Genomic DNA, 25,023 nt, shown 5'->3' on the forward strand with positions numbered 1-25,023 from the left:
CGTATGGATGTCAGGCCGTCGCCGCGACGGGCAGGCCGAGATTGCCGAGGCAGAAGTACTTGGTTTCGGTGAACGGTTCGAAGCCCTCGACGCCGCCTTCGCGGCCGAGGCCCGACGCCTTCATCCCGCCGAACGGAATCGGCGCGCCGGTGAACTTCACGCCGTTGACCGACACCATCGCGAAGTCGAGCCGCCGCACGAGCTGGAAGATCGTGTCGATGCGCGTCGCGCATACGTAGGCGGCCAGCCCGTACTCGGTGTCGTTCGCGCGCGCGACGACTTCGTCGAGCGTGTCGAACGCGCACACGGCCGAGATCGGCGCGAAGTTTTCCTCGTCGTACACGCGCATGCCCGGCGCGGCGTCCGCGATCACCGTCGGTTCGTAGAACCAGCCGCCCAACGCATGCGGCCGGCCACCCGCGACGATGCGCGCGCCGCGTGCGCGTGCGTCGTCGACCCGCGCGACGGTCGCGTCGAACGCCGCCTGATGCATCAGCGGCCCGACGTCGGCGCCGGACTCGAACGCGGGCCCTGTTTTCAACGCGCGCACGGCGCTGGCGTAGCGGCCGACGAACGCGTCGTACAGCGCACGCGCGACGAAGATCCGGTTCGCCGCGCAGCAATCCTGTCCGGACGTCTGGAACTTCGCGCCGACGGCGATCCGCACCGCGTCGTCGAGATCGGCATCGTCGGTCACGATGAACGGCGCATTGCCGCCCAGTTCGAGCGCGATCTTGCGAATGCCGGCTTTCGCCGCCGTCTCGGTGACCAGCCGGCCGACCCGCGTCGAGCCGGTGAAGCTCACCGCGCGCACGCGCGCATCGCCGACGAGCGCCTCCATCGCCATTTGCGGCTCGCCGAGCACGACGTTGAACACGCCGGCCGGGAAGCCGGCCTCGTCGGCCAGCTGCGCGAGCGCGAGCGCCGAGAACGGCGTCTCGTGCGCGGGCTTCACGACCACCGTGCAACCGACCGCGAGCGCGGCGGCCGCCTTGCGCGTGATCATCGCCGCGGGGAAATTCCACGGCGTGATCAATGCGGCGACGCCGACCGGCTCCATCACGGTGCCGAGGTGTGCGCCGTCGATATGTGTCGGGATGGTGCGGCCCGCGGTGCGTTTCGCCTCGTTCGCGAACCATTCGACGAAGCTCGCCGCATAGCGGATCTCGCCGCGCGCTTCGGCGAGCGGCTTGCCCTGCTCGAGCGACAGCAGCGCGGCGAGATCGTCGAGATGCCGCAGGATCAGCGCGTGCCAGCGCAGCAGCGCCGCGCTGCGTGCGGCTTGCGGCGTCCAGCGCCACGTGCCGAACGCGCGCTGCGCGGCGTCGACCGCACCTACGATCTGCGCGCGCTCGAGCATCGGCACGTGACCGATCACCGACTGATCGGCGGGATTCACGACGGCGCGCGTCGCGGCACTGTCGCTGTGGATCCAGCGACCGTCGACATAGCACATCGACTTGAACAGGACCGGGTGTCCGGGCAGCATGCTGCGTCTCCTCGTTGGGTGGGTCACGAGCTTCATTCTGTCGTGCCGACGGATGCGAAATATTCGGTTTCGGCGCGCCGTTCTTGCGGTTTTTTCCGTATTGAGCGCGGTCCGCGCGAAGTTTCAATGCCAGTCCGGCGCGCCGCCCGCGTCGCGCTTGACGACCTTCGTCACGATGTACGTGAAGTAGCGCTCGATGCCGAGGTCGTCCATCAGCAATGCGTCGATGAAGCGCTGGTAGTGATCGATGTCGCGTGCGACCACGTGCAGCACGTAGTCGACGCCGCCGCCGGTCGCATAGCACTGCGCGACTTCGGGCGCGGCGCTCACGCGCGCCTCGAAGCGCCGCATGTCGGGCGCGGTGTGACGCGACAGCGTCACCTCGACGACGATGCGGCTGCCCGAGAACGTGCCGACCCAGTCGACGTCCGCGCGATAGCCGCGTATCACGCCGCTTTCCTCGAGCTTGCGCACCCGCTCCCATGCGGGCGAGATCGACAGGTTCACCGCTTCGGCGAGCCGCGATTTCGTGATGCGGCCGTCGCGTTCGAGAATGCGCAGGATCGCCAGGTCGTATCGGTCGAGCTTGATCACGTCGCGCGCGCTCCTACACGCCCACCGGGATGTTGCGCTCGACGATGTCGGCGACCACCGCGATCGTGTCGCCGGCCTGCACGAGCCCAGGGAAATGCCGGGCCGCGAGCAGCCCGCGCCGCCGCGCGACGTATTCGACCGGCGCGACGCCGGTGCGGTCGATGTCGTGCGCGCGCGCGAGCACGTCGCCCGCCTCGACCTCGCTGCCGAGATCGCGGCACATCTCGAGCAGCCCGCGATGCTCGCTGGTCGTGAAGCAGGAGCCGTCGGGCATGTCGAGCAGCGTGGTCGTGCGGGGTGCGGCGCGCACCGCCGCGCTTGCATCGTCGCGCTTCGCGAGCACGCCGGCATGTTCGAGAAAGCCGCGTACACCGCGCTCGGCGATCGCGACGCTCGCGGCCGTCGACGTGCCGCCGCCGCCCAGCTCGGTCGACACGAACACCTTGCCGGCCGCCTCGGCGGCCGTGTCGAACAGCCCCACGCTGTCGAGTTCCAGCATCCGCATCGAATACGGCGCGCCGAACGCGCGCATCGCGCGTTCGCAGCGCGCCTCCTGCTCGCGGTTCTCCAGCACGTGAATCGCCGCGAACGGCACGAAGTCGAGCGTGCGGCCGCCCGCGTGGATGTCGAGCACGTGGGTGGCGAGCGGCAACAGGTGACGCTGGAAGTAATCGGCGATCTTCTCGGTGACGGTGCCATCGGGCCGACCGGGGAAACTGCGATTCAGATTGCCAGCGTCGATCGGCGACGTGCGGCGGCCCGCGCGAAACGCCGGGTAGTTCATGAACGGCACGACGATCACGCGTCCGGTCACGTCGGCCGCCTTCAGCGAGCCGGCGAGCTTCGCCAGCGCGACCGGCCCTTCGTATTCGTCGCCGTGATTGCCGCCGGTGAGCAGCACCGTCGGCCCGTCGCCGCGTTTCACGACGGCGATCGGGATCATGATCGCGCCCCACGCGGAATCGTCGCGCGAGTAAGGCAGTTTCAGAAAGCCATGCTGTACACCGTCCGCATCGAGATCGACGGTCGGCGTGATCGGAGAGGCGCGCATCGCTCTACTCCTTCACGAACAGCTTGCGCGGCGTACGGCAGAACGTCTCGACGCCGGTGTCAGTGATCAGGATGCTTTCGGTGATCTCGAGCCCCCAGTCGTCGAGCCACAGTCCCGGCATGAAGTGGAACGTCATGCCGGGTTCGAGCACCGTGCGATCGCCGGGGCGCAGGCTCATCGTGCGCTCGCCCCAGTCCGGCGGATAGCTCGCGCCGATCGGATAGCCGCAGCGGCTGTCCTTCTCGATGCCCGCGCGGCGCAGCACCGCGAAGAACGCGTTCGCGATGTCCTCGCACACGTTGCCGGGCTTCGCGGCGGCCAGGCCGGCCTCGATGCCTTCGACCACCGCGCGCTCGCCTTCGATGAAATGCGCAGGCGGCTTGCCGAGATAGACGGTGCGCGACAGCGGGCAGTGATAGCGGCGATAGCAGCCGGCGATCTCGAAGAACGTGCCGGCGCCGCGCGCGAACCTCGAGTCGTCCCAGGTCAGGTGCGGGGCCGCCGCGTCGGCGCCGGTCGGCAGCAGCGGCACGATGGCCGGATAGTCGCCGCCGTGGCCGTCGGCGCCGGCGATCCCGGTCGCGTAGATCTGCGCGACCAGGTCGCTCTTCTTCATGCCGGGCTCGATGGTGTCGAAGATGTGCGCATGCATGCGTTCGACGATGCGTGCGGCGATGCGCATGTACTCGATCTCGCGCGGCGATTTCACCGCGCGCTGCCAGTTCACGAGCGCGGTCGCATCGACCCAGCGCGCGGTGGGCAGATGCTTCTGCAGCGACGCATGGGCCGCCGCGCTGAAGTAGTAGTTGTCGAGCTCGACGCCGATGCGCAGCGTGCTCCAGCCGCGCGCGGCGATCACCACGCTCGCCAGGTAGTCCATCGGGTGACGGTCCTGCGACTGCACGTAGTGGTCGGGGTAGCCGACGATGTTCTCGTGCGTCATGAACGCGGTGCGCTTCGCGCCGTTCGCGTCCTGCGCGCGGCCGTACCAGACGGGCTCGCCTTCCATCGGCAGCAGCACGCACTGGTGCACGTAGAACGACCAGCCGTCATAGCCGGTGAGCCAGGCCATGTTGGTCGGATCGGTGACGATCAGCAGGTCGATGCCGGCCCGCTGCATCGCCGTGCGCGTCTTCGCGATGCGCGCCGCATATTCGCTGCGCTCGAACGCAAGCCGCGGCGCGGCTTCGTGGGTGTCGATGACTGCGGACATCTGTCTCCTCTCAAGTCGTGAGGTCGTTGTGGAAAATCGTGCCCGCCCGCGCCGCGCGCGCGCGTTGCAGCGCCAGTACGGCAATGGCGGTGTCCTGCGCGCCCGTTCCGGTCAGGTCGCAGATCGTGATGTCGTCGCGCTGCGTGCGGCCCTCGCGCCGCCCGGCGATCACCTCGCCGAGTTCGGGAAACACCGCATCGGCCGCGACCACGCCCGCGGCGATCGCATGCGCGAGCTCGCCGGCGACGCGCGTCTGCTGCAGCCGGTCGCAGAAGTAGCGCGCCGCGCCGAACACCGACGGCGCAAGCTCGGTCTTGTAGTGCGCGTCGGAGCCCATCGCCGTCACGTGCAGCCCCGCATGGAGATCGGCGGCATGCACGAGCGGCTCGCGGCTGGGCGTCGTGGTGACCGCGACGTCCGCGTCGGCGAGCGCGGCATGCACCGAGCGCGCGACCGTCGCGTCGATCCCGTGCGCGGCGCGTGCGTCGTCCGCGAATCGCGCCGCGCGCTCGGCATCGCGCGCCCAGACCGTCACGTGCGTGATGTCGCGCACGAGCATCAGCGCGTCGAGCTGCAGCCGCGCCTGCTCGCCCGCGCCGACGATGGCCGCGCGGCGCGCATCGGCGCGCGCGAGCCGCCGTGCGGCGACGGCGCCGGCCGCCGCGGTGCGCACGGCCGTCAGGTAGCCGTTGTCGAGCAACACGGCTTCGGTCAGGCCGGTGCGCGCGGACAGCACCAGCATCAACCCGTTCAGGCTCGGCAGCCCGAGCGACGGGTTGTCGAAGAAGCCGGGGCTGACCTTGATCGCGAAGCTGTCGAAGCGCGGCAGATAGGCGGTCTTCACGTCGACTTCGCCGTGGCGCTCCGGTAACGCCAGATTGAGGATCGGCGGCATCGCGACCGCTTCGGTCGCAAGCGACACGAACGCGGCTTCGATCTGGTCGATCGCGGCGACGTCGAGCGGCACCAGCGTGCGCAGTTGCGTGCGATCGAGCAGCGTGACGGGAGGAATCATGTCAGTGCTCCGAGACGATACGGCGATGCACGTCCATGTCGATGTTCGCGCCGCTGACGACGACGACGATCGGGCCGTCGCAGTCGCGACGCGCGATCCGCTCGTCGAGCAGCGCGGCGATGCCGACGGCGCCGGCGCCTTCGACGACCAGCCGCTCTTCGCGATACGCATGCGCGATGCCGCGCGCGATCGCCGGTTCGTCGAGCAGGACGATCTCGTCGATCAGGGCGCGCGTCATCTCGAACGTGTAGCGGTTGTGGAGGCCGATGCCGCCGCCGAGCGAATCGGCGAGCGTCGGCCGTTCGTCGACGTCGACCGGATGACCGGCCGCGATGCTCGCGTGCATCGCCGCGCCGCGCGCCATCGACACGCCGATCACCGCGAGCGACGGGCGGATCGCCTTCGCCGCGAACGCGACGCCGCTAAACAGTCCGCCGCCCGACAGCGGCACGACGAGCGTGCCCGCATCCGGCAACGCTTCGAGGATCTCGACGCCGATCGTCGCCTGCCCGGCGACGATGCGCGGGTCGTCGAACGGCGGCACGTACACGTAGCCTTCATCGCGCACGAGCTGCCGCGCGGCGGCTTGCGCGTCGTCCTGGCTGTCGCCGGCGATCACGATCCGTGCGCCGAGCGCGGCCACCGCGTCGACCTTGTTCGCCGGCACCAGCGACGACATGCACACCGTCGCCTCGATACCGAACGCACGCGCCGCATGCGCGACCGCACGGCCATGATTGCCGGTCGACGCGGTGACGACGCGCGTCACGTGCTGCGCGGCCAGCTCGGCGAGCGCATTGGTCGCGCCCCGCAGCTTGAAGCTGCCGGTCGGCTGCAGCGTCTCGAGCTTCAGATGGACCGGCACGCCGAGCCGCGCCGACAGCGCGGCCGAGCCGACGAGCGGCGTGACGCACGCATGCCCGGCAATGCGTCGGCGTGCGCGGTAAACGTCGGACAGCGACAGGAAGGACATGAAACGCACGCCTCATCGATATGGTGCGATCCAGTCTAATGTTCCAAATGGCGCTTTCGAATGTCCTGATACATTGTGCGGCGCGTATCAGGTATCAGGTGACGGGCGTCGGGCGCGGCCGTCGCTTCAGTGGAAGTCGTGCACGTGCGGATACTGTTCGAATACGCGCGCGATGGTCTCGAGCGCCGCGTTGCACGCGGCGTCGGTGGTCTCCGCGCCGATGCACACGCGCACCGCGTTCGGCCGCTCGGCGCCGCCGACCACGAACGGGTCGGGCGACGTCACCGCGATCTTGCGCGTGCGCAGCTCGCGCACGAGCCGGTCGGCCTGCCAGTAGTCGGGCACGCGCAGCCACGCGGACAACGCGTTCGGATGCGCGCCGAGGATGTACGGGCCGAGCGCGGCCTTCACCATGTCCTGGCGCAGCGCGAGCCGTTGCCGCTGCAGTTCGACGAGCCGCCGCGCGGTGCCGTCGACGATCCAGCGGGTCGCGATCTCCGCGATCGGCGAGGTCGCCATCCAGCTGCTCACGCGCAACACGCTCTCCACGCGCAGCGCGAGCCGCCGCGGCATCGCGAGATAACCGGTGCGCAGCCCCGTCAGCACCGATTTCGTCATGCTGGTGCAGTAGAAGCCGAGCTCCGGTATGAGGCTCGCGATCGGCGTGGCCGTTCTGGCCGGCAACGGGCCGTACACGTCGTCCTCGATCACGTAGACGCCGTAGCGCGACGCGATGCGTGCGATCGACTTGCGGCGCGAGTCGGGCATCACCGACACCGTCGGATTGTTCAGCGTCGGCGTGCAGACCAGCGCGCTGATGCGTTCGCCGTCGCACATCTCCTCGAAATGCTCGGGGCGGATGCCGTGCTCGTCGATCTCGAGTCCTTTCAGCGTAAACCCGAGCACGTTCGCGGAGCCGATCACGCCGTGGTCGGTCAGGCTCTCGCACAGCACGGTGTCGCCGGGCCCGACGATCGAGGCGAGCGCGAGGAAGATGCCGTGCGCCGCCCCGTTGGTGATCAGCAGCGATTCGCGGTCGACCGCGAGGTTCAGCGACGCAAGCCACGCGACGCCGGCCTCGCGATGCGCGTCGAGGCCGGCGATCGGCCGGAACGAGCGGATCCACGGCTGGTCGCCGGCATCGGCCAGCGCCGCGCAGACGGTGCGCCACGCGGCGTCGTGCTCGGGCGTATGGACGATCCGCGCGATCGAGAAGTCGACCAGCTCGCGCTCGGCCGTGTCGAGGATGTAGTTCGACATCGATTCGGTGACGCGCGCGGCGACGAAGCTGCCGCGGCCGACTTCGCAGCGGATCAGCCCCTGCCTTTCAAGTTCCTTGTAGGCGTTCGTGACCGTCTGCACGCTGACGCCGAGGCTCGCGGCGACGTCGCGCTGCGGCGCGAGCCGCGCGCCCGCGGCGAGCGCGCCGCTGTCGATGTCGGCGGCGATCGCCTTCACGAGCCGCTTGTATTTCGACTCGATGCCGTGCACCGCGCCGATCGCTTCGTGCCAGCGCGCAGATACCTCGGTCCGTCCCATCTCGATGTCTCCGTCGTTGCCTGCGCATGGTCGCTCAGAAAGACACCCTCAAAATATTGTCCTAGTGCAATTGCGTGCGGTGTGACGCGGGTGTCGCGTGCCGCGCGCGACATCGCGCATGGCGCGTGCCCGGTGTACTGCACCGCTATGGCGCACGTCGACACGAACGGTACGACTAATCGATCGGTCGGGCGATGCGGCACTGCACCACCCGCTTGTCACCGGCTCGCGAATCGGAGCTTCGTCGGTCGGCGCACCGCGGCTTTGGACGGCCGTTGCGCGGCCGATGCACAGAAGCTGCAAGACATCCGCATGACAAAAACGGTAGTTTGCTATCGAATTACTTTGCCCCTATCATCTCGTGCATGACGAATCTGCCCGATCTCCGCCTCGCCGTCAGCAGCCTGCTGGTGCTCAGCGCGCGCAAGTGGCGCCGCACCAGCGACGCGGTGCTGACCGCGTACAACGTGTCCGAGGCCTGCGCCACGCCGCTGCTGATCGCCGGGCGCCTGGGCGAAGGCGTGCGCCAGGGCACGCTGGCCGAACACGTCGGCATCGAGGGGCCGTCGCTCGTGCGGCTGCTCGACCAGCTGTGCGCGGCCGGTCTCGCGCGCCGCGACGAGGACCCGTACGATCGTCGCGCGAAAACGATCTCGCTGACGGCCGCCGGCCGCTCGGTCACCGCGAAGATGGAAGAAGACCTGCGCGTGCTGCGCGCGCAGGTGCTCAAGGGCGTGTCGCGCGCCGACCTCGAGGCGACGCTGCGCGTGCTGAATGCGTTCAACGCCGCCGATGTGCCGAACCCGGCACCGGGCGCGCCGCAATCCGCCAGTTCCGCGTCATGACCTTTCCGAGCCTTCGCGACTGGCTGTTCTCCGGCAAGACGTTCGCCGCGTCGATGCTCGCGCTGTACCTCGGCCTGTATTTTCAGCTGCCGCGTCCTTACTGGGCGATGGCGAGCGTCTACATCGTGTCGAACCCGTTCGTCGGCGCGACGCGTTCCAAGGCGCTGTATCGCGCGCTCGGCACCGCGCTCGGCGCAGCCGCCGCGATCCTGTTCGTGCCGCCGTTCGTCGAGACGCCGATCCTGTTCAGCATCATCGTCGCGACGTGGTGCGGCACGCTGCTCTACCTCGCGATCTCGGACCGCACCGCGCGCAGCTACGTGTTCATGCTGGCCGGTTACACGATGCCGCTCATCGCGCTGCCGACGGTGGCCGATCCGTCGACGATCTTCGACGTCGCGATCGCCCGCACCGAGGAGATCGTCCTCGGCATCGTGTGCGCGAGCGTGGTCGGCAGCACCGTGTTCCCGAACCGGCTCGCGCCGACGCTGATCGAACGCACCGATGCATGGTTCAAGGATGCCGCGTTCTACGGGCGCGAGACGTTGTCCGGACATCTCGCGGGCAAGGCGCTGTCCGCGTGCCGCCAGCGCCTCGCCGCCACCATCACCGGCCTCGAGTTTCTGCTGAGCCAGCTGAGCTACGACCACGCGCATCCGCGCGTGCTCGAGCGCGCGCAGGCGCTCGCGGGCCGGATGCAGCTGTTCCTGCCGCTGATGTCGTCGCTGGCCGACCCGCTCGTCGCGCTGATGCGCGAACTGAAAGTGCGCCCGCCCGGGCTCGACGCGCTGCTCGCCGACGCCGCGAAGTGGTTCGATGCGCCGCTGCCGGCCGTGAAGGCCGACACCGGCGGCGAGATGGCGCACGATCCGGCCGCGGACGACCTGCGCGCGCGCATCGCGTCGCTGCAGCCGCCCGACAGCGCACTCGCGAGCTGGGACGGCGCGCTGCTGTCGAATGCGCTGTGGCGGCTGCGTCAGGTCATCGACATCTGGCAGGACTGCCGCTCGCTGCGCGCGCTGATCGCGAACGAGTCGGGCATCTGGCAGCCGCGTTTCAGGCACTGGCGGCTCGGCGGCACCGAGCGTTTCTTCGATCGCGGGATGATGCTGTTCTCGACGCTGACCGTGGCCGGCGCGATCGTGTTCGCGTGCTGGCTGTGGATCGCGTCGGGCTGGCACGACGGCGCCGGCGCGGTCACGCTGGCCGCCGTCGCGTGCAGCTTCTTCGCCGCGCTCGACGAGCCTGCGCCGCTCGTGTTCAAGTTCTTCCTCGCGACCGCCGCGAGCGTCGTGTTCGCGGGCCTGTACCTGTTCGCCGTGCTGCCGCACGTGCACGACTTCGCGATGCTCGTGCTGATGTTCGCCGGCCCGTTCATCCTGATCGGCACGCTGCTGCCGCGCCCGCAGTTCAACATGGTGACGATGCTCGTCGCCGTCAACACGGCGACCTTCATCAGCATCCAGAGCGCGTACGACGCCGACTTCTTCGTGTTCCTGAACAGCAACCTCGCCGGTGTCGCCGGGTTGCTGTTCGCGTATCTGTGGACGCGCGCGACGCGGCCGTTCGGCGCCGAACTCGCCGTGCGACGGCTGCTGCGCTCGGGCTGGGAGGACGTCGCGCGCTCCGCGTCGACGCAGCCGCTCGACGACCAGCGCAACCATGCGTCGCGGATGCTCGATCGCGTCACGCAATTGCTGCCGCGGCTCGGCGCGTCGGACGATCATCGTCATCCGTCGATCGAGAGCTTCCGCGACCTGCGCATCGCGCTGAACGCGCTCGACCTGCGCCGCGCGCGCCGCAGACTGTCGGGCGACGTGCCCGATGCGATCGACCGCGTGCTGGCCGGCGTCACCGATCACTACGCGCGCTGCGCGGCCGCCAACGCACGGCAGCCGGCGCCGCCCGCGCTGCTCGCGTCGATCGACGATGCGCTGCGGCGCGTGGCGGGCCGCACGCGGCCGCACGCCGCGTCGGCCGGCGCGGCGGAGGCCGGCGCGACGCCTGCGGCACCGACGTCGCGCGCCGCGCACCGGCGCTTGCGCAATACGCTGCACGCGCTCGTCGGGCTGCGGCTGTCGCTGTACCCGGCCGCGGCCGCGCAGCCGCCGCAGGCCACGGCGGACGGAGCACGCGCATGATCCGGCTTTCCCACCCGTCCTTCCGAGCGCGACCATGATCGGCGAAATCGACATCTTCGGCGTATTCGTGCCGGCTCCCCTCGTGCTGATGCTGATCGCGTATCTGATCAACATCGTCGTGCGCGCGCTGCTCGAGCGCGTCGGCTTCTACCGCCTCGTCTGGCACCGTTCGATCTTCGATCTCGGCATCTACGTGTTCGTGCTTGCCGCCGTCGTGGTCGTGTCTCACCATCTCGTGGCTAGCTAATCGTGAAAAAAACCTGGTACTCGGCAGGACAGATCCTGCTCACGCTGATCGTCGTCGTCGTGGCCGCCCTCGTGTTGTGGCGCATCATCAATTACTACATGTTCTCGCCGTGGACCCGCGACGGGCACGTGCGCGCCGACGTGATCCAGGTCGCGCCGGACGTGGCCGGCCTCATCACGTCGGTGCAGGTCGCCGACAACCAGGAGGTCAAGCGCGGCCAGGTGCTGTTCGTGATCGATCAGGCGCGCTACACGCTCGCGCAACGCCTCGCCGAAGCGACCCTCGCGCAGCGCCGCGCGACGCTCGCCCAGGCGAAGCGCGAATATGCGCGCAACCTGCAGCTCGGCAATCTGGTGGCGAGCGAACAGGTCGAGGAAAGCCGCACGCGCGTCGAGCAGGGCGAAGCCGCCGTCGCCGATGCGCAGGTGTCGCTCGACACCGCGAAACTGAATCTCCAGCGCACCACGATCGTGAGCCCGGTCGACGGCTATCTGAACGACCGCGCGCCGCGCACCGGCGAATACGTGGCGGCCGGCCGTGCGGTGCTGTCGGTCGTCGATCGCAACTCGTTCCGCGTGGACGGCTATTTCGAGGAAACCAAGCTGCGCGGCATCCATATCGGCGAGCCGGTCGACATCGTCGTGATGGGCGAGCCGCATCCGCTGCGCGGCCACGTGCAGAGCATCGTCGCCGCGATCGAGGATCGCGACCGCACGCAGGGCGCGAACCTGCTGCCGAACGTGAACCCGGCATTCAGCTGGGTGCGGCTCGCGCAGCGCGTGCCGGTGCGCGTCGTGCTCGACGAGGTACCGGACGATTTCCGGATGATCGCCGGCCGCACCGCGACCGTCGCGGTGCGCTCGCATGACGCGCGCCGTGACGACAAGACGCGGCCGGCATCGGCGCCCGCCGCGGCCAGCGCGACTGGAGCATCGCAATGAAGCGGCATGGGCTGCGCCTCGCGGCGGCGCTCGCGCCGCTCGCGCTCGCACTCGGCGCGTGCAAGTCGGTCGGCCCCGATTACGCGCTGCCGCAGCACGCATACGTGAATGCGCCGCTCGCGAACCATGCGCTCGACGATGCGGACGGCGCGCTCGTCTCGCGCGATGCGGTGCCCGGCAACTGGTGGCAGCTGTACGACGATCCGGTGCTGAATGCGCTGGTGCAGAGCGCGCTGAAATCGAACACCGACCTGCGCGTCGCTGCAGCGAACCTCGCGCGCTCGCGCGCGGCGCTGGAGGTCGCCAACGAACAGGGCGGCTTCTCGGGCCACGCCGAAGCCGGCGTGCAACGCGCGCAGGAATCGGCCGAACAGTATCTGCTCGAGAACAAGCTGCCGGTCGTCAACGAAGGCGCGGTCGGCATCAACGTGTCGTACGAGCTCGATCTGTTCGGCAAGCTGCGGCGTGGCGTCGAGGCCGCGCACGCGGACAGCGACGCGGTGCAGGCGGCGGCCGACCTCGCGCGCATCACCGTCGTCGCGGATGTGGTGCGGGCGTACGTCGAGTCGTGCTCCGCCGGCGACGAACTCGCGATCGCGAAGCAGTCGCTCGCGCTGCAGCAGCAGCGTGTGAAGCTGTCGCAGCGGCTGCGCGACGCGGGGCGCGGCAATCAGACCGACGTGACGCGCGGCGTCACGCAGGTACGCACGCTGTCGGCCGACATCCCGCGCTTCGAAGGCCGGCGCAAGATCGCGCAATACCAGCTCGCCGCCTTGCTCGCGCGAGCGCCCGCAGATCTGCCGAAGGCCGTCGCCGAATGCGAGCGGCTGCCGCGGCTGCGCCAACCGATCCCGATCGGCGACGGCGCCGCGCTGCTGCGCCGCCGTCCCGACGTTCGCGAAGCCGAGCGCCAGCTCGCGGCTGCCACGGCCCGCATCGGCGTGGCAACCGCCGCGCTGTATCCGTCGGTGAGCATCGGGTTATCCGCGGGTTCGGTCGGCGTCGCCGCCGATCTGTTCTCGTCGACCACCAACCGCTGGTCGTTCGGGCCGCTGATCAGCTGGGCGTTCCCGATCAACGGCCAGCGTGCGCGCGTGCGCGAAGCCGAAGCGGCGACCGGCGGCGCGCTCGCGCACTTCGACGGCGTCGTGCTGAACGCGCTGCGCGAAACGCAGTCGAGCCTCGCGACCTATGCGGCCGACGTGCAGCGCACCGACGCGCTGCGCACGGCCTACGAATCGGCGCGAAGTTCCGCCGACGAAACGCACCGGCTCTATATGGCCGGGCGCGAGTCGTTCATTTCGGATCTGGATGCGACGCGCACGTTGACGAGCGTGCGCGCGCAGGTCGCGGCGGCTGAGGGGCAGGTTGCGGCGGATCAGGTCAGGTTGTTCCTCGCGCTCGGCGGGGGGTGGGAGGGCGATGGGGAGGTGGTGGCGGGCGTGGCGGCGGGTTCGGGGGCGGGTTCGGCACCAGCATCGGCGGCGGCTAAGTCGGCGGCATCGGCAATGGGTCGGTAAGTTTCCGTGTGGCGACAAAGCGCGACGAGCGTGTCGCGTCTACTACCGCCCCGCGGTCGCGGTTGCGTTCACGCGCAATCGCCGTTGCGGAGAAGACCGCGCCGACATCGCGCCGCACCCGCATTCCCGATAAACTCGTCTGCGGTTTTCGTCCTTCGCTCGCCGCGCGTCGCGCGGCTCACTTCCCGGAGAGTCCTCATGCGAACCAGCGCCCGTAACCAATTCCCCGGCCGGATCGACGTCGTCAAGCCCGGCGCCGTCAACGACGAAGTCACGCTGCGTACCGACAATGGCCTCGAGATCGTCGCCGTGATCACGCACGGCAGCGCAGCGTCGCTGGGCCTCGCGGCGGGGACGAACGCCTTCGCGCTCGTCAAGGCGTCGTCGGTGATCGTGATGGTCGACGTCGACAGCAGCAAGGTATCGGCCCGCAACTGCATCGCCGGCACCGTGTCGTCGATTGCGAAAGGCGCGGTGAATTCCGAAATCGTGATCCGCGCGGCCGGCGGCGCCGAGATCGTCGCGATCGTTACCAACGATAGCGGCGATCGTCTCGGTCTCGCGAGCGGCAAGGCCGCATCCGCAGTCTTCAAGGCATCGAGCGTGATCGTCGCCGTCGCGTGATTGGCCGTTCACGCAGCTGAGCGCCGTAACGACCCGGAGCAGTTGGCGACACCCGTATGGGTTGACTGCGCAAATCAGCTTGCGGGCATAGCAACAAGATCGATGCTTTGAAGACATCCGCCGCGACGTCGTCGGCGTGGCCGCCACGCGTTAGCGCCGGCATGGGCGAGCGCGCGGTAAGTGCCGCGCTCGCACCGAATAATCAGCATTGATACCGCAGGGGAACGAGGAACGACGCCCCATAAACGGTTACCTTGCCGTCCAGGCAGACGACGTCCTCGTCTTTGTCAGTGCCGATGACGGTGATGAATGTCCGGAAAATGCGCGTGACTGTGCGTGATCGGCAGATGCACGTGCGGATGGGTGTGCGGCTCGTTGCCGTCGTACGGAAAATCGTGCGCGTGCTGATGGTGTTCGTCGTGACGATGCCGGTGCGCGTGTTCGAGCCGTTCGTGCGCGTGCTCGTGTTCGTGCCGCTCGCGCACATGCAGCCAGATGCCGAGCGCCATCAGTGCGGAGGCGGCCCAGAAAGTGACGGACGGCAGCGCCGGCCAGATCAACAGTGACAGCAAGACGCCGAACAGCGGCGCCACGGAGAAGTACGCACCCGTGCGTGCGCTGCCGAGGTGGCGCAGCGCGACGACGAACAGCACGAGACTGATGCCATATCCGCCGAGTCCGGTGAGCATCGCGGCGAGCGTAATCGGAACGGTCGGCAACGCGGCGCCCGTCGCGAGCGCGATGGCGATATTCACCGGGCCCGCGACGAGGCCCTTCACGCATGCGATGACCATCGCATCGTTCGCGGCGACCTTGCGCGTCAGGTTGTTGTCGATCGCCCAGCACAGACAGGCGCCGGCAATCAGCAGCGCACCGGCCGGCACGCCCGCCTGGGCCGGCGCCCACGACAGCAGGATGCCCCCGGCGACGATCGCCACCATGCCGCCGAACACCTGCAGATCGACGTTCTCGCGGAATACGACCCACGCGATGACGGCGGTCAACACGCCTTCCAGATTGAGCAGCAACGCGCTCGTCGCGGCCGGCGTCGTCGACAGCCCGAGCATCAGCAACGCAGGGCCTGCGATGCCGCCGGCCGCGATCGCTCCGGCGAGCCAAGGCAGCTCGGCACGTTGCAGCGGTGCGGCGCCATCCGTCGACGGACGGTGCCCGCGCAATGCGCGCAGGCCGATTACAACCCCGAGGCCGACACCGCTGCCGAGATAGAAAAGACCTGCGACCATGAACGGCGACATCGTACCGATCAGCGCCTTGGCGAGCGGCGTCGCAGCGCCGAACAAGATGGCGGCTGTGAGCGCGACGAGAATTGCGGAACGTCTCGGGTTCATGATGCGGATTGGCGTTGAGTGTCGCGAGTGGATATCGGTATTGTGCGCCGGGAGATCGGGCCAGCGGGCGGCGGGCGGTGCTTCAGCGAAATCGGTTTTGCGGTGCGTTTACATCGAGCGCCGGGCAGCGCGATTCGGTTGAGCTTTCGGCTGCGGGTGGTATTGCGTCGCGCGCATGATGCGTGCCGGCGCGGCGGTTCGGGCGAGACATTATGGCGGTTGCGGCGCGCGGCGACAATCGACGTAAGGCAATCGCGGCGCGGCGTGGTGATAGCGCATCGGGGCTCGCTGACGTGCTGGCCGATCGGGCGCGGCGAAGCCGATTCTGCGATATGGATTCGTGCGGAGCTACTCGGCCGGCTCTTCGTCGGAGATCTGTCGGCGTGAGTCGCGCCCAGGTGTGGCGATATCAGTAGCCCGAACTATTATTGTTTGCGGTGAATCTGTTCGTGAGGTCGCAACTTGCGATTGCGTATACGGCTTCGTATCGGATTTATATCCACTCGACGCGATTGATGCGTTGCCTGCGTCGTCGCGTGTCTGCGTGTCTGCGCAGCGGCGCAGCGGCGCAGCGGCGCAGCGGCGCAGCGCGCGGAGCGGCGGACGGTCGGGATAGTTCGTCGATTGGGGTCGACAGCAAAGGGCGCGGCGACAAAGCGGACACCGATGACCCACGGGCCAAGCGCCGTCGACCGCCAGGCAGTTCGATGCCGGTGCGATGATGGAAATCAGGTGATGGCGGTGTGGGCAGTGCAGGTCGTACCGACGCGCTCTTGAGCGTTCGCCGGTCCGTCACACGATGCACTGCATACGCAGCGCGGACTGGATGTTGCCGCGCGCTCGCGCGGCAACACATCGGGCGTTACTCGTTCGCAGCCGTCTGCTGTTCGGCCTGCGATGCTGCGTCCGAAGGCGCATCCGTCGGTGCGTCTGCGGCCGCCGGATGCGCTACTGCCGCGTCGACAGGCGCCTGCGCTTTCGGCTGCTGCGGTGCACCCTTCGCGGCCTGCGCCCCACCCTTGCCCGGCCGGCGCGATTTCAAGCGGCGCGCGCGCGCGGCATCGTCGTGCGTCACGCGACCGGCTTCGTTACCTTGCAGATCGACCCGCACCGCGTCTTCGACCAGACACGACCAATAACGATTGCCGCGGCACCACGTGGACATCGCTTCGCGCAACTCCGCTTCGCTCAGCCCGACGGACTGCGCCTCGCGCGCGAGGTCGTCCCAGATGCCGACCTTCAGGGGCACCTTCGGAGCCGGATTCTTCGGGAATGCGCGCGGGAACCGACGCTGCAGTTTGCCGATCGCGACGATGACCGGATCGACCGGCGTCGACGGTTTCGCCGAAGCGGGCTTGGCGCCGGACGGCGCTTTGGCCGGGGCACCCGATTTGGCCCCGCGAGCCGGCCGGTTGCCCGACTTGGGCTTTGCACCGGCATCCGGTTGCGTTGCCGGTTGCTTCGCGTTGCGCTCCTGCTTGGCCTTTGCTGCGAGCTGCGCCCGCAATTCGGCAAGTTGTTCAAAACCCATAAATTCAATCCACCAGGAATATAAGGCGTGGTTCGTGCAGCCGCTTCGCACATCGACATGCCGCATCGCATGCGGCTTGTTGCCGCCGATGCACGCGATTGCGGGGCCGCATCGCCATCGCCGCTGTTTCAGGCACCCGGCCACGATGCCGGAGAAGGCAGGAGTGGAAGTATACCGGTACGCGCGACGGTCGGTTCGCCGACGGGTTCATATTTGGCCGGAACCGCGGCCGCGGGGCGTCCGAATCGGCGTGCTGCGCATTATCGCTGCGTTTTCGTCGAATAACGACCGCGTGTTACGTAGCGCCGCTTTACCCGCGTTTGAGGTGCGGTGCGTAATGCGTGTAATGCGTGCGTTGTTCCGCCGCACGAAACTTGGACGTTGTCATTGGCGGCGTTGGCGTTCGCATGTCGCGTTACGGGTCATTCAACATATGGCTGTGCCATCCTTTGCATGCTGCGTGTCGCGCGGTCGGTGCGTTCAGTGATTCGCGTCACACGCTGCCGTGGTGGGCTTGGTTGCGTGCGCATCGATATGCATTCGCGTGCCATGTGGGTGCTCGTACGATGGCGGCGAGGGGGCGCGCCATCGGGCATCTCCGGTCGACGGCAGGTGCCAACGACGATCGGCAGCATCTACATCGGATCCAGCAATACAACGGAAATTGGCGCAGTGCGCCTCGTCCGCATTACATCGAAGCTGCGAATCTTCCAATTGGTAGCAACGGAGCCGCGTATTGGGAAGCGTCGTGTATGGGACTGCTTCGTATCAACGGGTTCGCATTGACATCATCGATCAAAACACGCCAAGCGCTAACCCGGCAGCAAGCGCTGCACCGGTCTCCGCGCAGCGCTCGAGATCCTCGCGGTCGATCATTTTCGGCGCCAGGATGCGCTCGGGCGTTTGCGCGTGGGTACAGACGATCAAGCCCGGCACCACACGCCTGAGCCGCCATCCGGTCGCGATTCGATCGATCTGGCGCAGCGCGTTCTGTCCGTCGCTGCCCGCACAAATCATCGCCGCATACGGACGACCGTTCACGCGATCGACCGCCGCGTAGTAACAGCGGTCGAAGAAGTCTTTCATCATCCCGGACATCGCCGCGAGATTTTCCGGCGTCGCGAACAGATATGCGTCGGCGGCGAGCACGTCGTCTGCGTGCGTCTCCTCGGCACGCTGCAACCGAACGTCGACGCCCGGCTGCTCGCGCGCCGCGGCGGCGGCCGCTTCGACCATTTGCCGTGTGCCTCCGGTCATCGTGTGATAGACGATCAACAGCGTCTTCATCTGTATTCGCTCTCTCTATTCGGTCGCGTCAGATTCAGCCGCGCTGATGGCGGGTAGCGGAGTGCGCGTGGGCCCGCATCTGCGCGTTGTCCAATTGCGGCGCGTGACTGCTGCATTGGATACCGGATTAGCCCCGCGCCGGCGCCGACGAATCCGCGTCGGCCGGACGGCCGTAGTACGTGAGAAACATGTCCGCGGCCGCTTGCGCGACCTTTTCCTGCTGCGCAACTTCGAGCGGCGGCTGACCAAGCGTCACTTGCGGCCAGAACGCGAACGCCTTCACGATGCCATGCAGTTGGTGGGCAGCAAATTCCGGATCGGGAGCGGACAGGCGACCGGCCGCCGCGGCCGCGCGAATCCAGACGGTCAAATCCTCCTCGCGTTCGCCAATGCGCTCCACCATGTCGCGTGAACGTTCCGGCGAGTGAATGACGGCGCCGATCGCAACGCGTGCCAGTGCGAGAAACGCTTCGTCGCTCAGCAGCCGCAGTTTGCGGTCAAGCAATACGAGCAACTGCTCCCGCAGCGGCACGTCTGCGCGATAAGCGGACACGCCGACGGTGCACGTCGCATCCCATAAGCGATGCAGGATCGCGGCGAACAACGCCTCCTTGCCGGGGAAATGGTTGTACACCGTGCGCTTCGACACATTTGCGCGCGCGGCGATGCGATCCATGCTGGTCGCGTCGTAGCCTGCCGCGAGAAATTCCTTGATCGCGGCATCAAGGATGGCCGCTCGCTTTCTTTCGGTCAGGCGCTCAGAGGGTGTGTTCGTATTCATGAAAGAAATTCTATACCGTTGAGTTTACTTTTCGCCCAACAGGTCTACACTGCTCGGTGTACTTTTATTGACGGGAAATCAAATATGGCGTCCCCGCTCGTTTTTCTTCATCGGGTCCTCGGTATCGCAGCCGCGAGGCGTGGCCGCGATTTGTCCGGCGGCTCGCCACAACACAATGGCGAGCGCTTCCGCAACACGACAGCAAGGCCCGCGGAGAGTTTTGGCAAGACGCTTCGCATCGCCTGGAACATGCTGTTCAACAAACCGCGCAACACGGTGCCGACGGGCGTTTTACCAATCGATCCGCTTACTCGCGAGCAACTCGACGCAGCTCCGGATCGGAGCCTGTATCGGCTCGGGCATTCGACGTTGCTATTCAAGTTGCGCGGCGAATTCTGGTTGACGGATCCGGTATTCGCCGAGCGAGCATCGCCGTTTCGGCGCGTGGGCCCGAAACGCTTCCATGCGCCGCCGATTGAACTCGGCGATCTACCGCCGTTGCGCGGCGTGATCCTTTCCCACGATCACTATGATCACCTCGATCGCGATGCGGTGTGCGCGCTGGCGGACACCACGAGTGTCTTCGTTACGACGCTCGGTGTCGGCGACCGCCTGATCGAATGGGGCATCGACGCCGGGAAGGTGCGCCAGCTCGACTGGTGGCAAAGCGTTGACGTCGCCGGCCTGACGCTCACCGCGACGCCCGCCCAGCATTTTTCGGGGCGCAGCCTGTTTGACGGCAATAGCACGCTGTGGGCGTCGTGGGTCATCGTTGACGACGAACTGCGCATGTTCTTTAGTGGCGACACCGGGTACTTCGACGGCTTCCGAATGATCGGCGAGCGCCTCGGACCGTTCGATGTGACATTCGTCGAGACCGGAGCGTACGACCCGCAATGGCCATACGTGCATATGCAGCCGGAGGAGACAATCCAGGCCCATATTGATCTGCGAGGTCGTACGCTGATCCCAATTCATAACGGCACATTCGATCTCGCGATGCATTGCTGGCACGAACCGTTCGAACGTGTCACCGCGTTGTCGGTCGCCCACGGCATTCAATTGTCGACTCCAAGGATGGGCGAGCGGGTGGATCTCAACGAGCCGCATCGCGGCGAACGGTGGTGGCGAACAGTTAAGCAGGCATTGGCGGCGCCTTCCAAGAAGGTGTGGCGATGGCCATTGTGCGCAGCGCGATCGGCGAAGTAGACGCACGGAGTCGGGGCGGCTATGCGTCGATTTGTCTGCGCCCCGTGGCGCTAGCGCATCTCGCTCCTGAAGCCCCATGCGAAAAAACAACCAATTGGCTTCGGGGAGTCTGCGGTTGCTCAGCGACGCGATTGTCGATCACCCTGCTGGGAATCGTGTCGTCGCGGGCTTTAGTGTCGGGAACACTGATTCGGATTCGGCAGCACCCGCCTCTCGCCGATCGGAGGTTGGCGCCTTTTCAACCACGAACTCTAGGGTCCCCGCCGTCATCGGTCGGACTAACAGTTGCGCGCCCGCACTGTGTTGTCACGTGACAACTGCACATTGCGCCCCTGCGGAAACCGCTCCACCGCCCGCTCGAATGTATCGCAAACTACATAATACGTTTCAAATACAATGAATGTAGTCGTATTGAGGGTGCCCTGGAGAATTTCAGACCCGGTCGCGCATGTGCCCCCTAATTCGAGCCGGCAATGGCGGATCTTCCCGTGAAACAACATGAAAAATGCTGGGCAAACCATTGCAGGATAAGGGTTTCCGCTTGCGCCCGCTTTTTGGAGAAATGTTTCACGGCCAGTGGGCCGGCACGTCTAGTTGTCACATCGTCGCCGAGAATCTCCCGTTAATGTGACGCGATGAGGGGCGCTATCTGCCCCACTCCACACCTGGCTGGCGCTCAGTACGCGAGACCGCACAAAACCCGACATCCGACAGCTTCGGATGAGCATGTACGACGCGATATTGGGGTCATATCATCGCCGGGCCGTCATGGCATGCAGGGCTGTAGGTCGTTGGCCCGTCGCCGAGCGTCACCCGCGGCCGATGTTTCTCCGAGCCCCGCTCGCATATGACGAACCGACGAGCGGTTGTTACGTGACAACCCAGTCGGACCCTCGGTCTTATCCCCAGAGCAATCGAAATCCGGCGCGCGCCGTAACGCGCTGCACTTCGGATCCTGCAGTATTAACGCCAGCCGCCGCTTGGGCGCAAATCGTTGTCACGTGACAACCCGCCTTCCGCATTGGGCCGCATTTGAGCGTGGCCCGTGGCCGGCAGCAAGGTTTAGAACCGCATCAAAAGCAAGGTGCCAATGCGCTATACGCAAAGAATCCACGATTGCTGGTCGCCCACACCGTTGTCAATGAAAACCTTCATTAAGGGATCGGTGCGCAGGCGTCCACGGCAGTTGAGCGTTCGCGCAACCCAACAGGAAATACGGGCAACCCGGCTCAATGAGTGCATAGAAGAGCAACTCGTCACTTCGGCAATCACCGCCGGATTTAAAGTCATTCCGTTCGTGCCGCTCGAAGGCCAGCTACGGTAGCTATCTGGCCAACTTGTCACGTGACAAACTCAAGCCATGGTTCTCGTCTCGAAATAACTCGTCTCTCTGGACTTTCCAAAAATATTTGCATATATTACGCAAAACTCCTTGGAGAGATTTAATGGCTTTCAAGATCGCCGTCAGCAACCAAAAAGGTGGGACCGGAAAGACGACCATCTCGGTCAACATCGCGGCCGCCTTCGAAGCAGGCGGCAACAAAGTCGCCTTGATCGATGCCGATCCCCAAGGCACTTCAGTGCGATGGGTCACGAGCGGGGAAAATACGCTTCCGATGACGGTCCTGTCCCTCGCCCCGGCCGGCCGAGGAATCGGTGGCGAGATCAAAAAACAAGATGCGAATTTCGACGTAATCGTCGTCGATTGTCCGGGTAACCTCGAAGATCCACGAATCGCATCAGTGCTTGAAGTCGCCGACTTCTGCCTGGTGCCGCTGTCGCCGTCGCCCGCCGACCTTTACAGTACCGTCGCCATGATTCGCATGATCGAGTCGATGCGAGCCGTTAGAAACCCAAATCTTTCTTCTGCGTTGATGTTAAATAGCGTCAATGGAAAAACTAAAATGAGAGAAGAGATTTTAAAAATTCTAAAGGCAGAAGAAATAGGGGAGCATCTGCTCGATAGTCAGATCGCGCAGCGCGAGGTCTACCGGCAGACGTTTGCTCTCGGCACGACGATTCACCATCACAACCGATATCTGAAAGGGCTGAAGGAGGCCCGCGCGGAGATCGAAAAACTCGTTACAGAAATGGCCCAATACATCGCGTCGACGCGCGCCACCGGAGCGGCTCATGGCTAAGGACACTTCGAAGGAAAAGAAGCCGACGGGCAATCTGCATCTCGCGGCCGGTCTGCTGCGCGGCCTCGCGCAAGAAAACGCCGCACTGGAAACGCGCTTGCCCGAGCCCTCGGCGGCGTCGAATACCGCCGTCGAAGCCGCGATCGCAATCGCGCCGACCGTGACGACGCCAACCGATACACCCGACCTCGGCGCACCGCAAAAAGTCGCGGTCAAGGACTGCATCCCGAATCCGTTCAACCCACGCGTGTTCTACTCTGAATCGAGCCTGCACGAACTGGCGTTGACGCTGAAGCGGGAAGGGCAGATCGAGCCGATCAAGGTGACGCGCCTTCCGGAATTCCCGGGCAAGCTCGTCGTGATCGATGGTCAACGCCGCCTGCGTGCGACGAGCATCAACGGCGACGAGACGATCAACGCGACGTTCCGTACCGATCACACGCCCGAGCAGCTCTACACGATCGCGTACCGCGCGAACCACGACCACGAACGCCAGACGATCTTTGACGATGCGGTCGCGTGGAAGCGCCTGCTCGACGAAAAGGTCTTTCCCGACCAGAACACACTCGCGGAAAAGATCGGCAAGGACAAAGCGTCGATCAGCAAGACACTATCGCTGAACGCACTGCCCAACACCCTCCTCGAGCGGATGGCCAGCGCCAACGACGTGGTCGGCCTGCAAGCGGCATATTTCCTGAAACTGATTTTCGAACGGGTTGGCGAAGCGGCTGCCGACCGTCTGCTCACCGCCGTCATGGAGCGCAAAAAGTCGGTGCGCGATCTGGAGAACTTCCTGCGTACGCAAGGCGACGGCAACAAGAAGACGGGACGCACGCGCTACAGCGTTCGTCACGATTTCGCGCTCGAGTCGCGCGCGGTCGGCCAGTTGAAGACCTACCCGGACGGACGACTCGATCTGCAGCTGAAAGGAGTCGATACGTCGCACCAGGAAGCCCTGGCCGATCAGCTCAAAGCCGTGATCGACGCATACGTGGCCGAATTGGCCGTCGCGGCTCAGAAGTAAGCACTAAGAACCACGACCACGCATCTGCATCGCGACGCGTCGCCGGCCGAAGCCCGGCACGCGTCGCCTGACAAGCTGCGAGGCCGCTCTCAATTCGTCGCGAGGCTGCTCTTCAGCAGAAATTCGAGCAGATCGTCCGACGTCGGTTCGCCCCAGGTGTCGAGCGCCAGCCATCGGAAGAAGCTCGTTTGTGCGAGCTTGCTTGCCTTCTTCTTCGGCGACAGCGTGAGATCCTTCGAGCCTGCCACCGTCTCGTTGTAACGCTCGATCAGCTTGGTCTGATCGTCGATCTCCAGTTCGCGGAAATACGCGCCCGCTTCGTCGACCTTCGCGGCCAGGTATTTGTCGCGGATCTGCTCCTGCTTGCTCTGCGCGGACTCCTTGGCCGGCGCGGCGGCTTCCGTGCCTTGTCCATCGGACAACGTATAGCCGTGCGTAAGCGCCTTGCGGAAATACGCGCCGACGTTGTCGACCGGTGCCGCGTTCTTTTTCGTTGTCCGATTGAGCGTGTACGCAATCGCCGCCTTGATGCGCTGCACTCCATATTGCGTGATCAGACGACGCGCCTCGGAACGCGGGATGCCGAACTTGGCCACTTCGTCGACGAGCGCTTCGTTCTTGACGTCACCTTCTTCGACCGTATCCGCGCTCTGCTTGCGCGTCACCTTGAACTGAACGGCCTCCACGCTGCGGCCCGACTTGTGTTCGATCAGCTCGAGCGTATGGTCGGAAACTTCGTTCACCTCCTGAATGCAGGGCACGAGGACCTTGCTCTTGAAGAGCTTGTATTCCTTGTACGACTGCGATGCCTTGTCCTGGCCGAGGATCAGATCGCGGAACTTGGGCAACGGAATCTTCGCCGTGATGCCGATGCCCTCGTAGCGCACGGTGTTCTCCCACAGCGCGAGCGAGTGCGAGCGCCGAAACTCACGCGCAATCCGCATATCGATGAGCGCGTAAATTTCAGGATTGAGCAGTTCGCTACGGATCTGGTCCGAGAAGCTGTACTTGAGCACCGACTGCTCGAGCTCGGCGCCGGCGAGCAGGCCCGACGCCTTCCACACGGTCGACCGATCTGCGGCAAGGTAGTCCCAGTTGACGACGGTACTGATCAACGAGTTGACCGTGTCCTTCACGTACTTGGTGTTGTTGCTGTTCAGCCCGCTCTCGTGCGAAAGCGCCGCAATCGAGATCGAAAAGCTCGTGCGCCCCGGTTCGAACGCTTCCTGACGCAGCGCATTCTTGATCAGCGAACTGAACATCTTGCGCTGCTGCAGACCGATCTTTCCGGACTTCGGCGCGATGTGAATAGCCTGAACCGCCTTGCGCAGCAGATCGGGCGGCTCGGGCGTCTGGAACAGAGAGACCTGCTTGTCGGAGCCTTTGATTGCGGGCTTGCGCGGCATCGTGATGTCCGGAGAAGGTGACCTTATTGATGGCGGACTTTATACCTTTTCGCGTAATCCAGCAACTGGCGATCCTCTAGCAATACTTTCAGTAACTCTTACA

22 protein-coding genes are annotated in these 25,023 nt (G+C 66.0%); 10 read left to right on the plus strand and 12 right to left on the minus strand.

Translation table 11 applies throughout. The features are described 5' to 3' along the window. Positions 1 to 10 precede the first annotated feature (10 nt). The 7 genes from MBR110_RS28845 to ehuR form a co-directional block, all read right to left on the minus strand. A complete protein-coding gene (locus MBR110_RS28845; protein ID WP_176300873.1) occupies positions 11 to 1,489 on the minus strand; it encodes an NAD-dependent succinate-semialdehyde dehydrogenase in 1,479 nt (492 codons plus the stop codon). 123 nt (positions 1,490 to 1,612) lie between these two features. After that, on the minus strand, positions 1,613 to 2,083 hold the full coding sequence (locus MBR110_RS28850; RefSeq protein ID WP_059453391.1) for an Lrp/AsnC family transcriptional regulator: 471 nt from the start codon (positions 2,081 to 2,083) through the stop codon (positions 1,613 to 1,615). A gap of 13 nt (positions 2,084 to 2,096) precedes the next feature. Next, a complete protein-coding gene (gene doeB, locus MBR110_RS28855) occupies positions 2,097 to 3,134 on the minus strand; it encodes a N(2)-acetyl-L-2,4-diaminobutanoate deacetylase DoeB (RefSeq protein WP_176300874.1) in 1,038 nt (345 codons plus the stop codon). A gap of 4 nt (positions 3,135 to 3,138) precedes the next feature. Continuing rightward, the gene (gene doeA / locus MBR110_RS28860) at positions 3,139 to 4,347 is read right to left on the minus strand and encodes an ectoine hydrolase DoeA (RefSeq protein WP_176300875.1); all 1,209 of its coding nucleotides are present in this window, start codon (positions 4,345 to 4,347) and stop codon (positions 3,139 to 3,141) included. A 10-nt stretch (positions 4,348 to 4,357) separates the two neighbouring features. Continuing rightward, complete coding sequence (locus tag MBR110_RS28865) at positions 4,358 to 5,362, minus strand: cyclodeaminase (RefSeq protein WP_059738850.1); 1,005 nt, start codon at positions 5,360 to 5,362, stop codon at positions 4,358 to 4,360. Between the two features lies 1 nt (position 5,363). Further along, on the minus strand, positions 5,364 to 6,335 hold the full coding sequence (gene eutB / locus MBR110_RS28870; RefSeq protein ID WP_060081034.1) for a hydroxyectoine utilization dehydratase EutB: 972 nt from the start codon (positions 6,333 to 6,335) through the stop codon (positions 5,364 to 5,366). 126 nt (positions 6,336 to 6,461) lie between these two features. Continuing rightward, entirely contained in the window at positions 6,462 to 7,874 is a 1,413-nt protein-coding gene (gene ehuR / locus MBR110_RS28875; RefSeq protein ID WP_060081035.1) for a MocR-like ectoine utilization transcription factor EhuR, read from the minus strand. Positions 7,875 to 8,239: 365 nt separating this feature from the next. Here ehuR and MBR110_RS28880 point away from each other — a divergent pair, with 365 nt between their 5' ends. From MBR110_RS28880 to MBR110_RS28905, 6 genes are all read left to right on the plus strand, one after another. Continuing rightward, positions 8,240 to 8,719 (plus strand): MarR family winged helix-turn-helix transcriptional regulator, encoded by a 480-nt coding sequence (locus tag MBR110_RS28880; protein WP_011879625.1) that lies wholly within the window; start codon positions 8,240 to 8,242, stop codon positions 8,717 to 8,719. Beyond that, positions 8,716 to 10,860 carry an FUSC family protein gene (locus MBR110_RS28885; RefSeq protein ID WP_014725496.1) on the plus strand — a complete coding sequence of 715 codons (2,145 nt, stop codon included), beginning with the start codon at positions 8,716 to 8,718 and terminating at the stop codon, positions 10,858 to 10,860. The genes MBR110_RS28880 and MBR110_RS28885 overlap by 4 nt, the downstream gene beginning before the upstream one ends. Before the next feature lie 34 nt (positions 10,861 to 10,894). Continuing rightward, positions 10,895 to 11,107 carry a DUF1656 domain-containing protein gene (locus tag MBR110_RS28890; RefSeq protein ID WP_011879627.1) on the plus strand — a complete coding sequence of 71 codons (213 nt, stop codon included), beginning with the start codon at positions 10,895 to 10,897 and terminating at the stop codon, positions 11,105 to 11,107. 2 nt (positions 11,108 to 11,109) lie between these two features. Next, positions 11,110 to 12,048 carry an efflux RND transporter periplasmic adaptor subunit gene (locus MBR110_RS28895; protein WP_034194408.1) on the plus strand — a complete coding sequence of 313 codons (939 nt, stop codon included), beginning with the start codon at positions 11,110 to 11,112 and terminating at the stop codon, positions 12,046 to 12,048. Beyond that, positions 12,045 to 13,568 (plus strand): efflux transporter outer membrane subunit, encoded by a 1,524-nt coding sequence (locus MBR110_RS28900; RefSeq protein WP_034194407.1) that lies wholly within the window; start codon positions 12,045 to 12,047, stop codon positions 13,566 to 13,568. Before MBR110_RS28895 ends, MBR110_RS28900 begins: the two co-directional genes overlap by 4 nt. A 198-nt stretch (positions 13,569 to 13,766) precedes the next feature. Further along, entirely contained in the window at positions 13,767 to 14,192 is a 426-nt protein-coding gene (locus tag MBR110_RS28905) for a TOBE domain-containing protein (RefSeq protein ID WP_059695297.1), read from the plus strand. Between the two features lie 287 nt (positions 14,193 to 14,479). On the opposite strand, the gene MBR110_RS28910 is transcribed toward MBR110_RS28905, so the two are convergent. Beyond that, positions 14,480 to 15,541 carry a DMT family transporter gene (locus tag MBR110_RS28910; protein ID WP_014725499.1) on the minus strand — a complete coding sequence of 354 codons (1,062 nt, stop codon included), beginning with the start codon at positions 15,539 to 15,541 and terminating at the stop codon, positions 14,480 to 14,482. Positions 15,542 to 15,568: 27 nt separating this feature from the next. On the opposite strand from MBR110_RS28910, the gene MBR110_RS28915 reads away from it, so the two are divergent. Next, positions 15,569 to 15,928, plus strand: coding sequence for a hypothetical protein (locus MBR110_RS28915; protein WP_155626539.1), 360 nt, complete (start codon positions 15,569 to 15,571; stop codon positions 15,926 to 15,928). A 475-nt stretch (positions 15,929 to 16,403) separates the two neighbouring features. Here MBR110_RS28915 and MBR110_RS28920 read toward each other — a convergent pair whose 3' ends face one another. The 3 genes from MBR110_RS28920 to MBR110_RS28930 all read right to left on the minus strand — a co-directional run bounded on the left by MBR110_RS28920 (position 16,404) and on the right by MBR110_RS28930 (position 19,140). Next, entirely contained in the window at positions 16,404 to 17,072 is a 669-nt protein-coding gene (locus tag MBR110_RS28920; RefSeq protein WP_181709807.1) for a ProQ/FINO family protein, read from the minus strand. 795 nt (positions 17,073 to 17,867) lie between these two features. Beyond that, on the minus strand, positions 17,868 to 18,359 hold the full coding sequence (locus tag MBR110_RS28925; protein WP_011879636.1) for a flavodoxin family protein: 492 nt from the start codon (positions 18,357 to 18,359) through the stop codon (positions 17,868 to 17,870). A 127-nt stretch (positions 18,360 to 18,486) separates the two neighbouring features. Further along, on the minus strand, positions 18,487 to 19,140 hold the full coding sequence (locus tag MBR110_RS28930) for a TetR/AcrR family transcriptional regulator (RefSeq protein WP_059604365.1): 654 nt from the start codon (positions 19,138 to 19,140) through the stop codon (positions 18,487 to 18,489). 84 nt (positions 19,141 to 19,224) lie between these two features. Between MBR110_RS28930 and MBR110_RS28935 the strand changes: the two genes are divergently transcribed. The 3 genes from MBR110_RS28935 to MBR110_RS28945 all read left to right on the plus strand — a co-directional run bounded on the left by MBR110_RS28935 (position 19,225) and on the right by MBR110_RS28945 (position 23,514). Beyond that, positions 19,225 to 20,349, plus strand: coding sequence for an MBL fold metallo-hydrolase (locus tag MBR110_RS28935; RefSeq protein ID WP_059604368.1), 1,125 nt, complete (start codon positions 19,225 to 19,227; stop codon positions 20,347 to 20,349). Between the two features lie 1,445 nt (positions 20,350 to 21,794). Continuing rightward, on the plus strand, positions 21,795 to 22,490 hold the full coding sequence (locus MBR110_RS28940) for a ParA family protein (protein WP_014725504.1): 696 nt from the start codon (positions 21,795 to 21,797) through the stop codon (positions 22,488 to 22,490). Next, a complete protein-coding gene (locus MBR110_RS28945) occupies positions 22,483 to 23,514 on the plus strand; it encodes a ParB/RepB/Spo0J family partition protein (protein ID WP_014725505.1) in 1,032 nt (343 codons plus the stop codon). Before MBR110_RS28940 ends, MBR110_RS28945 begins: the two co-directional genes overlap by 8 nt. An 89-nt stretch (positions 23,515 to 23,603) precedes the next feature. Here MBR110_RS28945 and MBR110_RS28950 read toward each other — a convergent pair whose 3' ends face one another. After that, a complete protein-coding gene (locus tag MBR110_RS28950; RefSeq protein ID WP_011879642.1) occupies positions 23,604 to 24,920 on the minus strand; it encodes a replication initiation protein in 1,317 nt (438 codons plus the stop codon). Positions 24,921 to 25,023: the final 103 nt, after the last annotated feature.

Source organism: Burkholderia sp. MBR-1 (assembly GCF_013822785.1).
Lineage (GTDB): Bacteria > Pseudomonadota > Gammaproteobacteria > Burkholderiales > Burkholderiaceae > Burkholderia > Burkholderia vietnamiensis.

What these genes read in the sequence shown, in the direction of transcription:
- MBR110_RS28845 (WP_176300873.1), bottom strand. Translation starts at nt 1,489, where the DNA reads ATGCTGCCCGGACACCCGGTCCTGTTCAAGTCGATGTGCTATGTCGAC.
- doeB (WP_176300874.1), bottom strand. Translation starts at nt 3,134, where the DNA reads ATGCGCGCCTCTCCGATCACGCCGACCGTCGATCTCGATGCGGACGGT.
- doeA (WP_176300875.1), bottom strand. Translation starts at nt 4,347, where the DNA reads ATGTCCGCAGTCATCGACACCCACGAAGCCGCGCCGCGGCTTGCGTTC.
- MBR110_RS28865 (WP_059738850.1), bottom strand. Translation starts at nt 5,362, where the DNA reads ATGATTCCTCCCGTCACGCTGCTCGATCGCACGCAACTGCGCACGCTG.
- eutB (WP_060081034.1), bottom strand. Translation starts at nt 6,335, where the DNA reads ATGTCCTTCCTGTCGCTGTCCGACGTTTACCGCGCACGCCGACGCATT.
- ehuR (WP_060081035.1), bottom strand. Translation starts at nt 7,874, where the DNA reads ATGGGACGGACCGAGGTATCTGCGCGCTGGCACGAAGCGATCGGCGCG.
- MBR110_RS28880 (WP_011879625.1), top strand. Translation starts at nt 8,240, where the DNA reads ATGACGAATCTGCCCGATCTCCGCCTCGCCGTCAGCAGCCTGCTGGTG.
- MBR110_RS28885 (WP_014725496.1), top strand. Translation starts at nt 8,716, where the DNA reads ATGACCTTTCCGAGCCTTCGCGACTGGCTGTTCTCCGGCAAGACGTTC.
- MBR110_RS28890 (WP_011879627.1), top strand. Translation starts at nt 10,895, where the DNA reads ATGATCGGCGAAATCGACATCTTCGGCGTATTCGTGCCGGCTCCCCTC.
- MBR110_RS28900 (WP_034194407.1), top strand. Translation starts at nt 12,045, where the DNA reads ATGAAGCGGCATGGGCTGCGCCTCGCGGCGGCGCTCGCGCCGCTCGCG.
- MBR110_RS28905 (WP_059695297.1), top strand. Translation starts at nt 13,767, where the DNA reads ATGCGAACCAGCGCCCGTAACCAATTCCCCGGCCGGATCGACGTCGTC.
- MBR110_RS28910 (WP_014725499.1), bottom strand. Translation starts at nt 15,541, where the DNA reads ATGAACCCGAGACGTTCCGCAATTCTCGTCGCGCTCACAGCCGCCATC.
- MBR110_RS28920 (WP_181709807.1), bottom strand. Translation starts at nt 17,072, where the DNA reads ATGGGTTTTGAACAACTTGCCGAATTGCGGGCGCAGCTCGCAGCAAAG.
- MBR110_RS28925 (WP_011879636.1), bottom strand. Translation starts at nt 18,359, where the DNA reads ATGAAGACGCTGTTGATCGTCTATCACACGATGACCGGAGGCACACGG.
- MBR110_RS28930 (WP_059604365.1), bottom strand. Translation starts at nt 19,140, where the DNA reads ATGAATACGAACACACCCTCTGAGCGCCTGACCGAAAGAAAGCGAGCG.
- MBR110_RS28935 (WP_059604368.1), top strand. Translation starts at nt 19,225, where the DNA reads ATGGCGTCCCCGCTCGTTTTTCTTCATCGGGTCCTCGGTATCGCAGCC.
- MBR110_RS28940 (WP_014725504.1), top strand. Translation starts at nt 21,795, where the DNA reads ATGGCTTTCAAGATCGCCGTCAGCAACCAAAAAGGTGGGACCGGAAAG.
- MBR110_RS28945 (WP_014725505.1), top strand. Translation starts at nt 22,483, where the DNA reads ATGGCTAAGGACACTTCGAAGGAAAAGAAGCCGACGGGCAATCTGCAT.
- MBR110_RS28950 (WP_011879642.1), bottom strand. Translation starts at nt 24,920, where the DNA reads ATGCCGCGCAAGCCCGCAATCAAAGGCTCCGACAAGCAGGTCTCTCTG.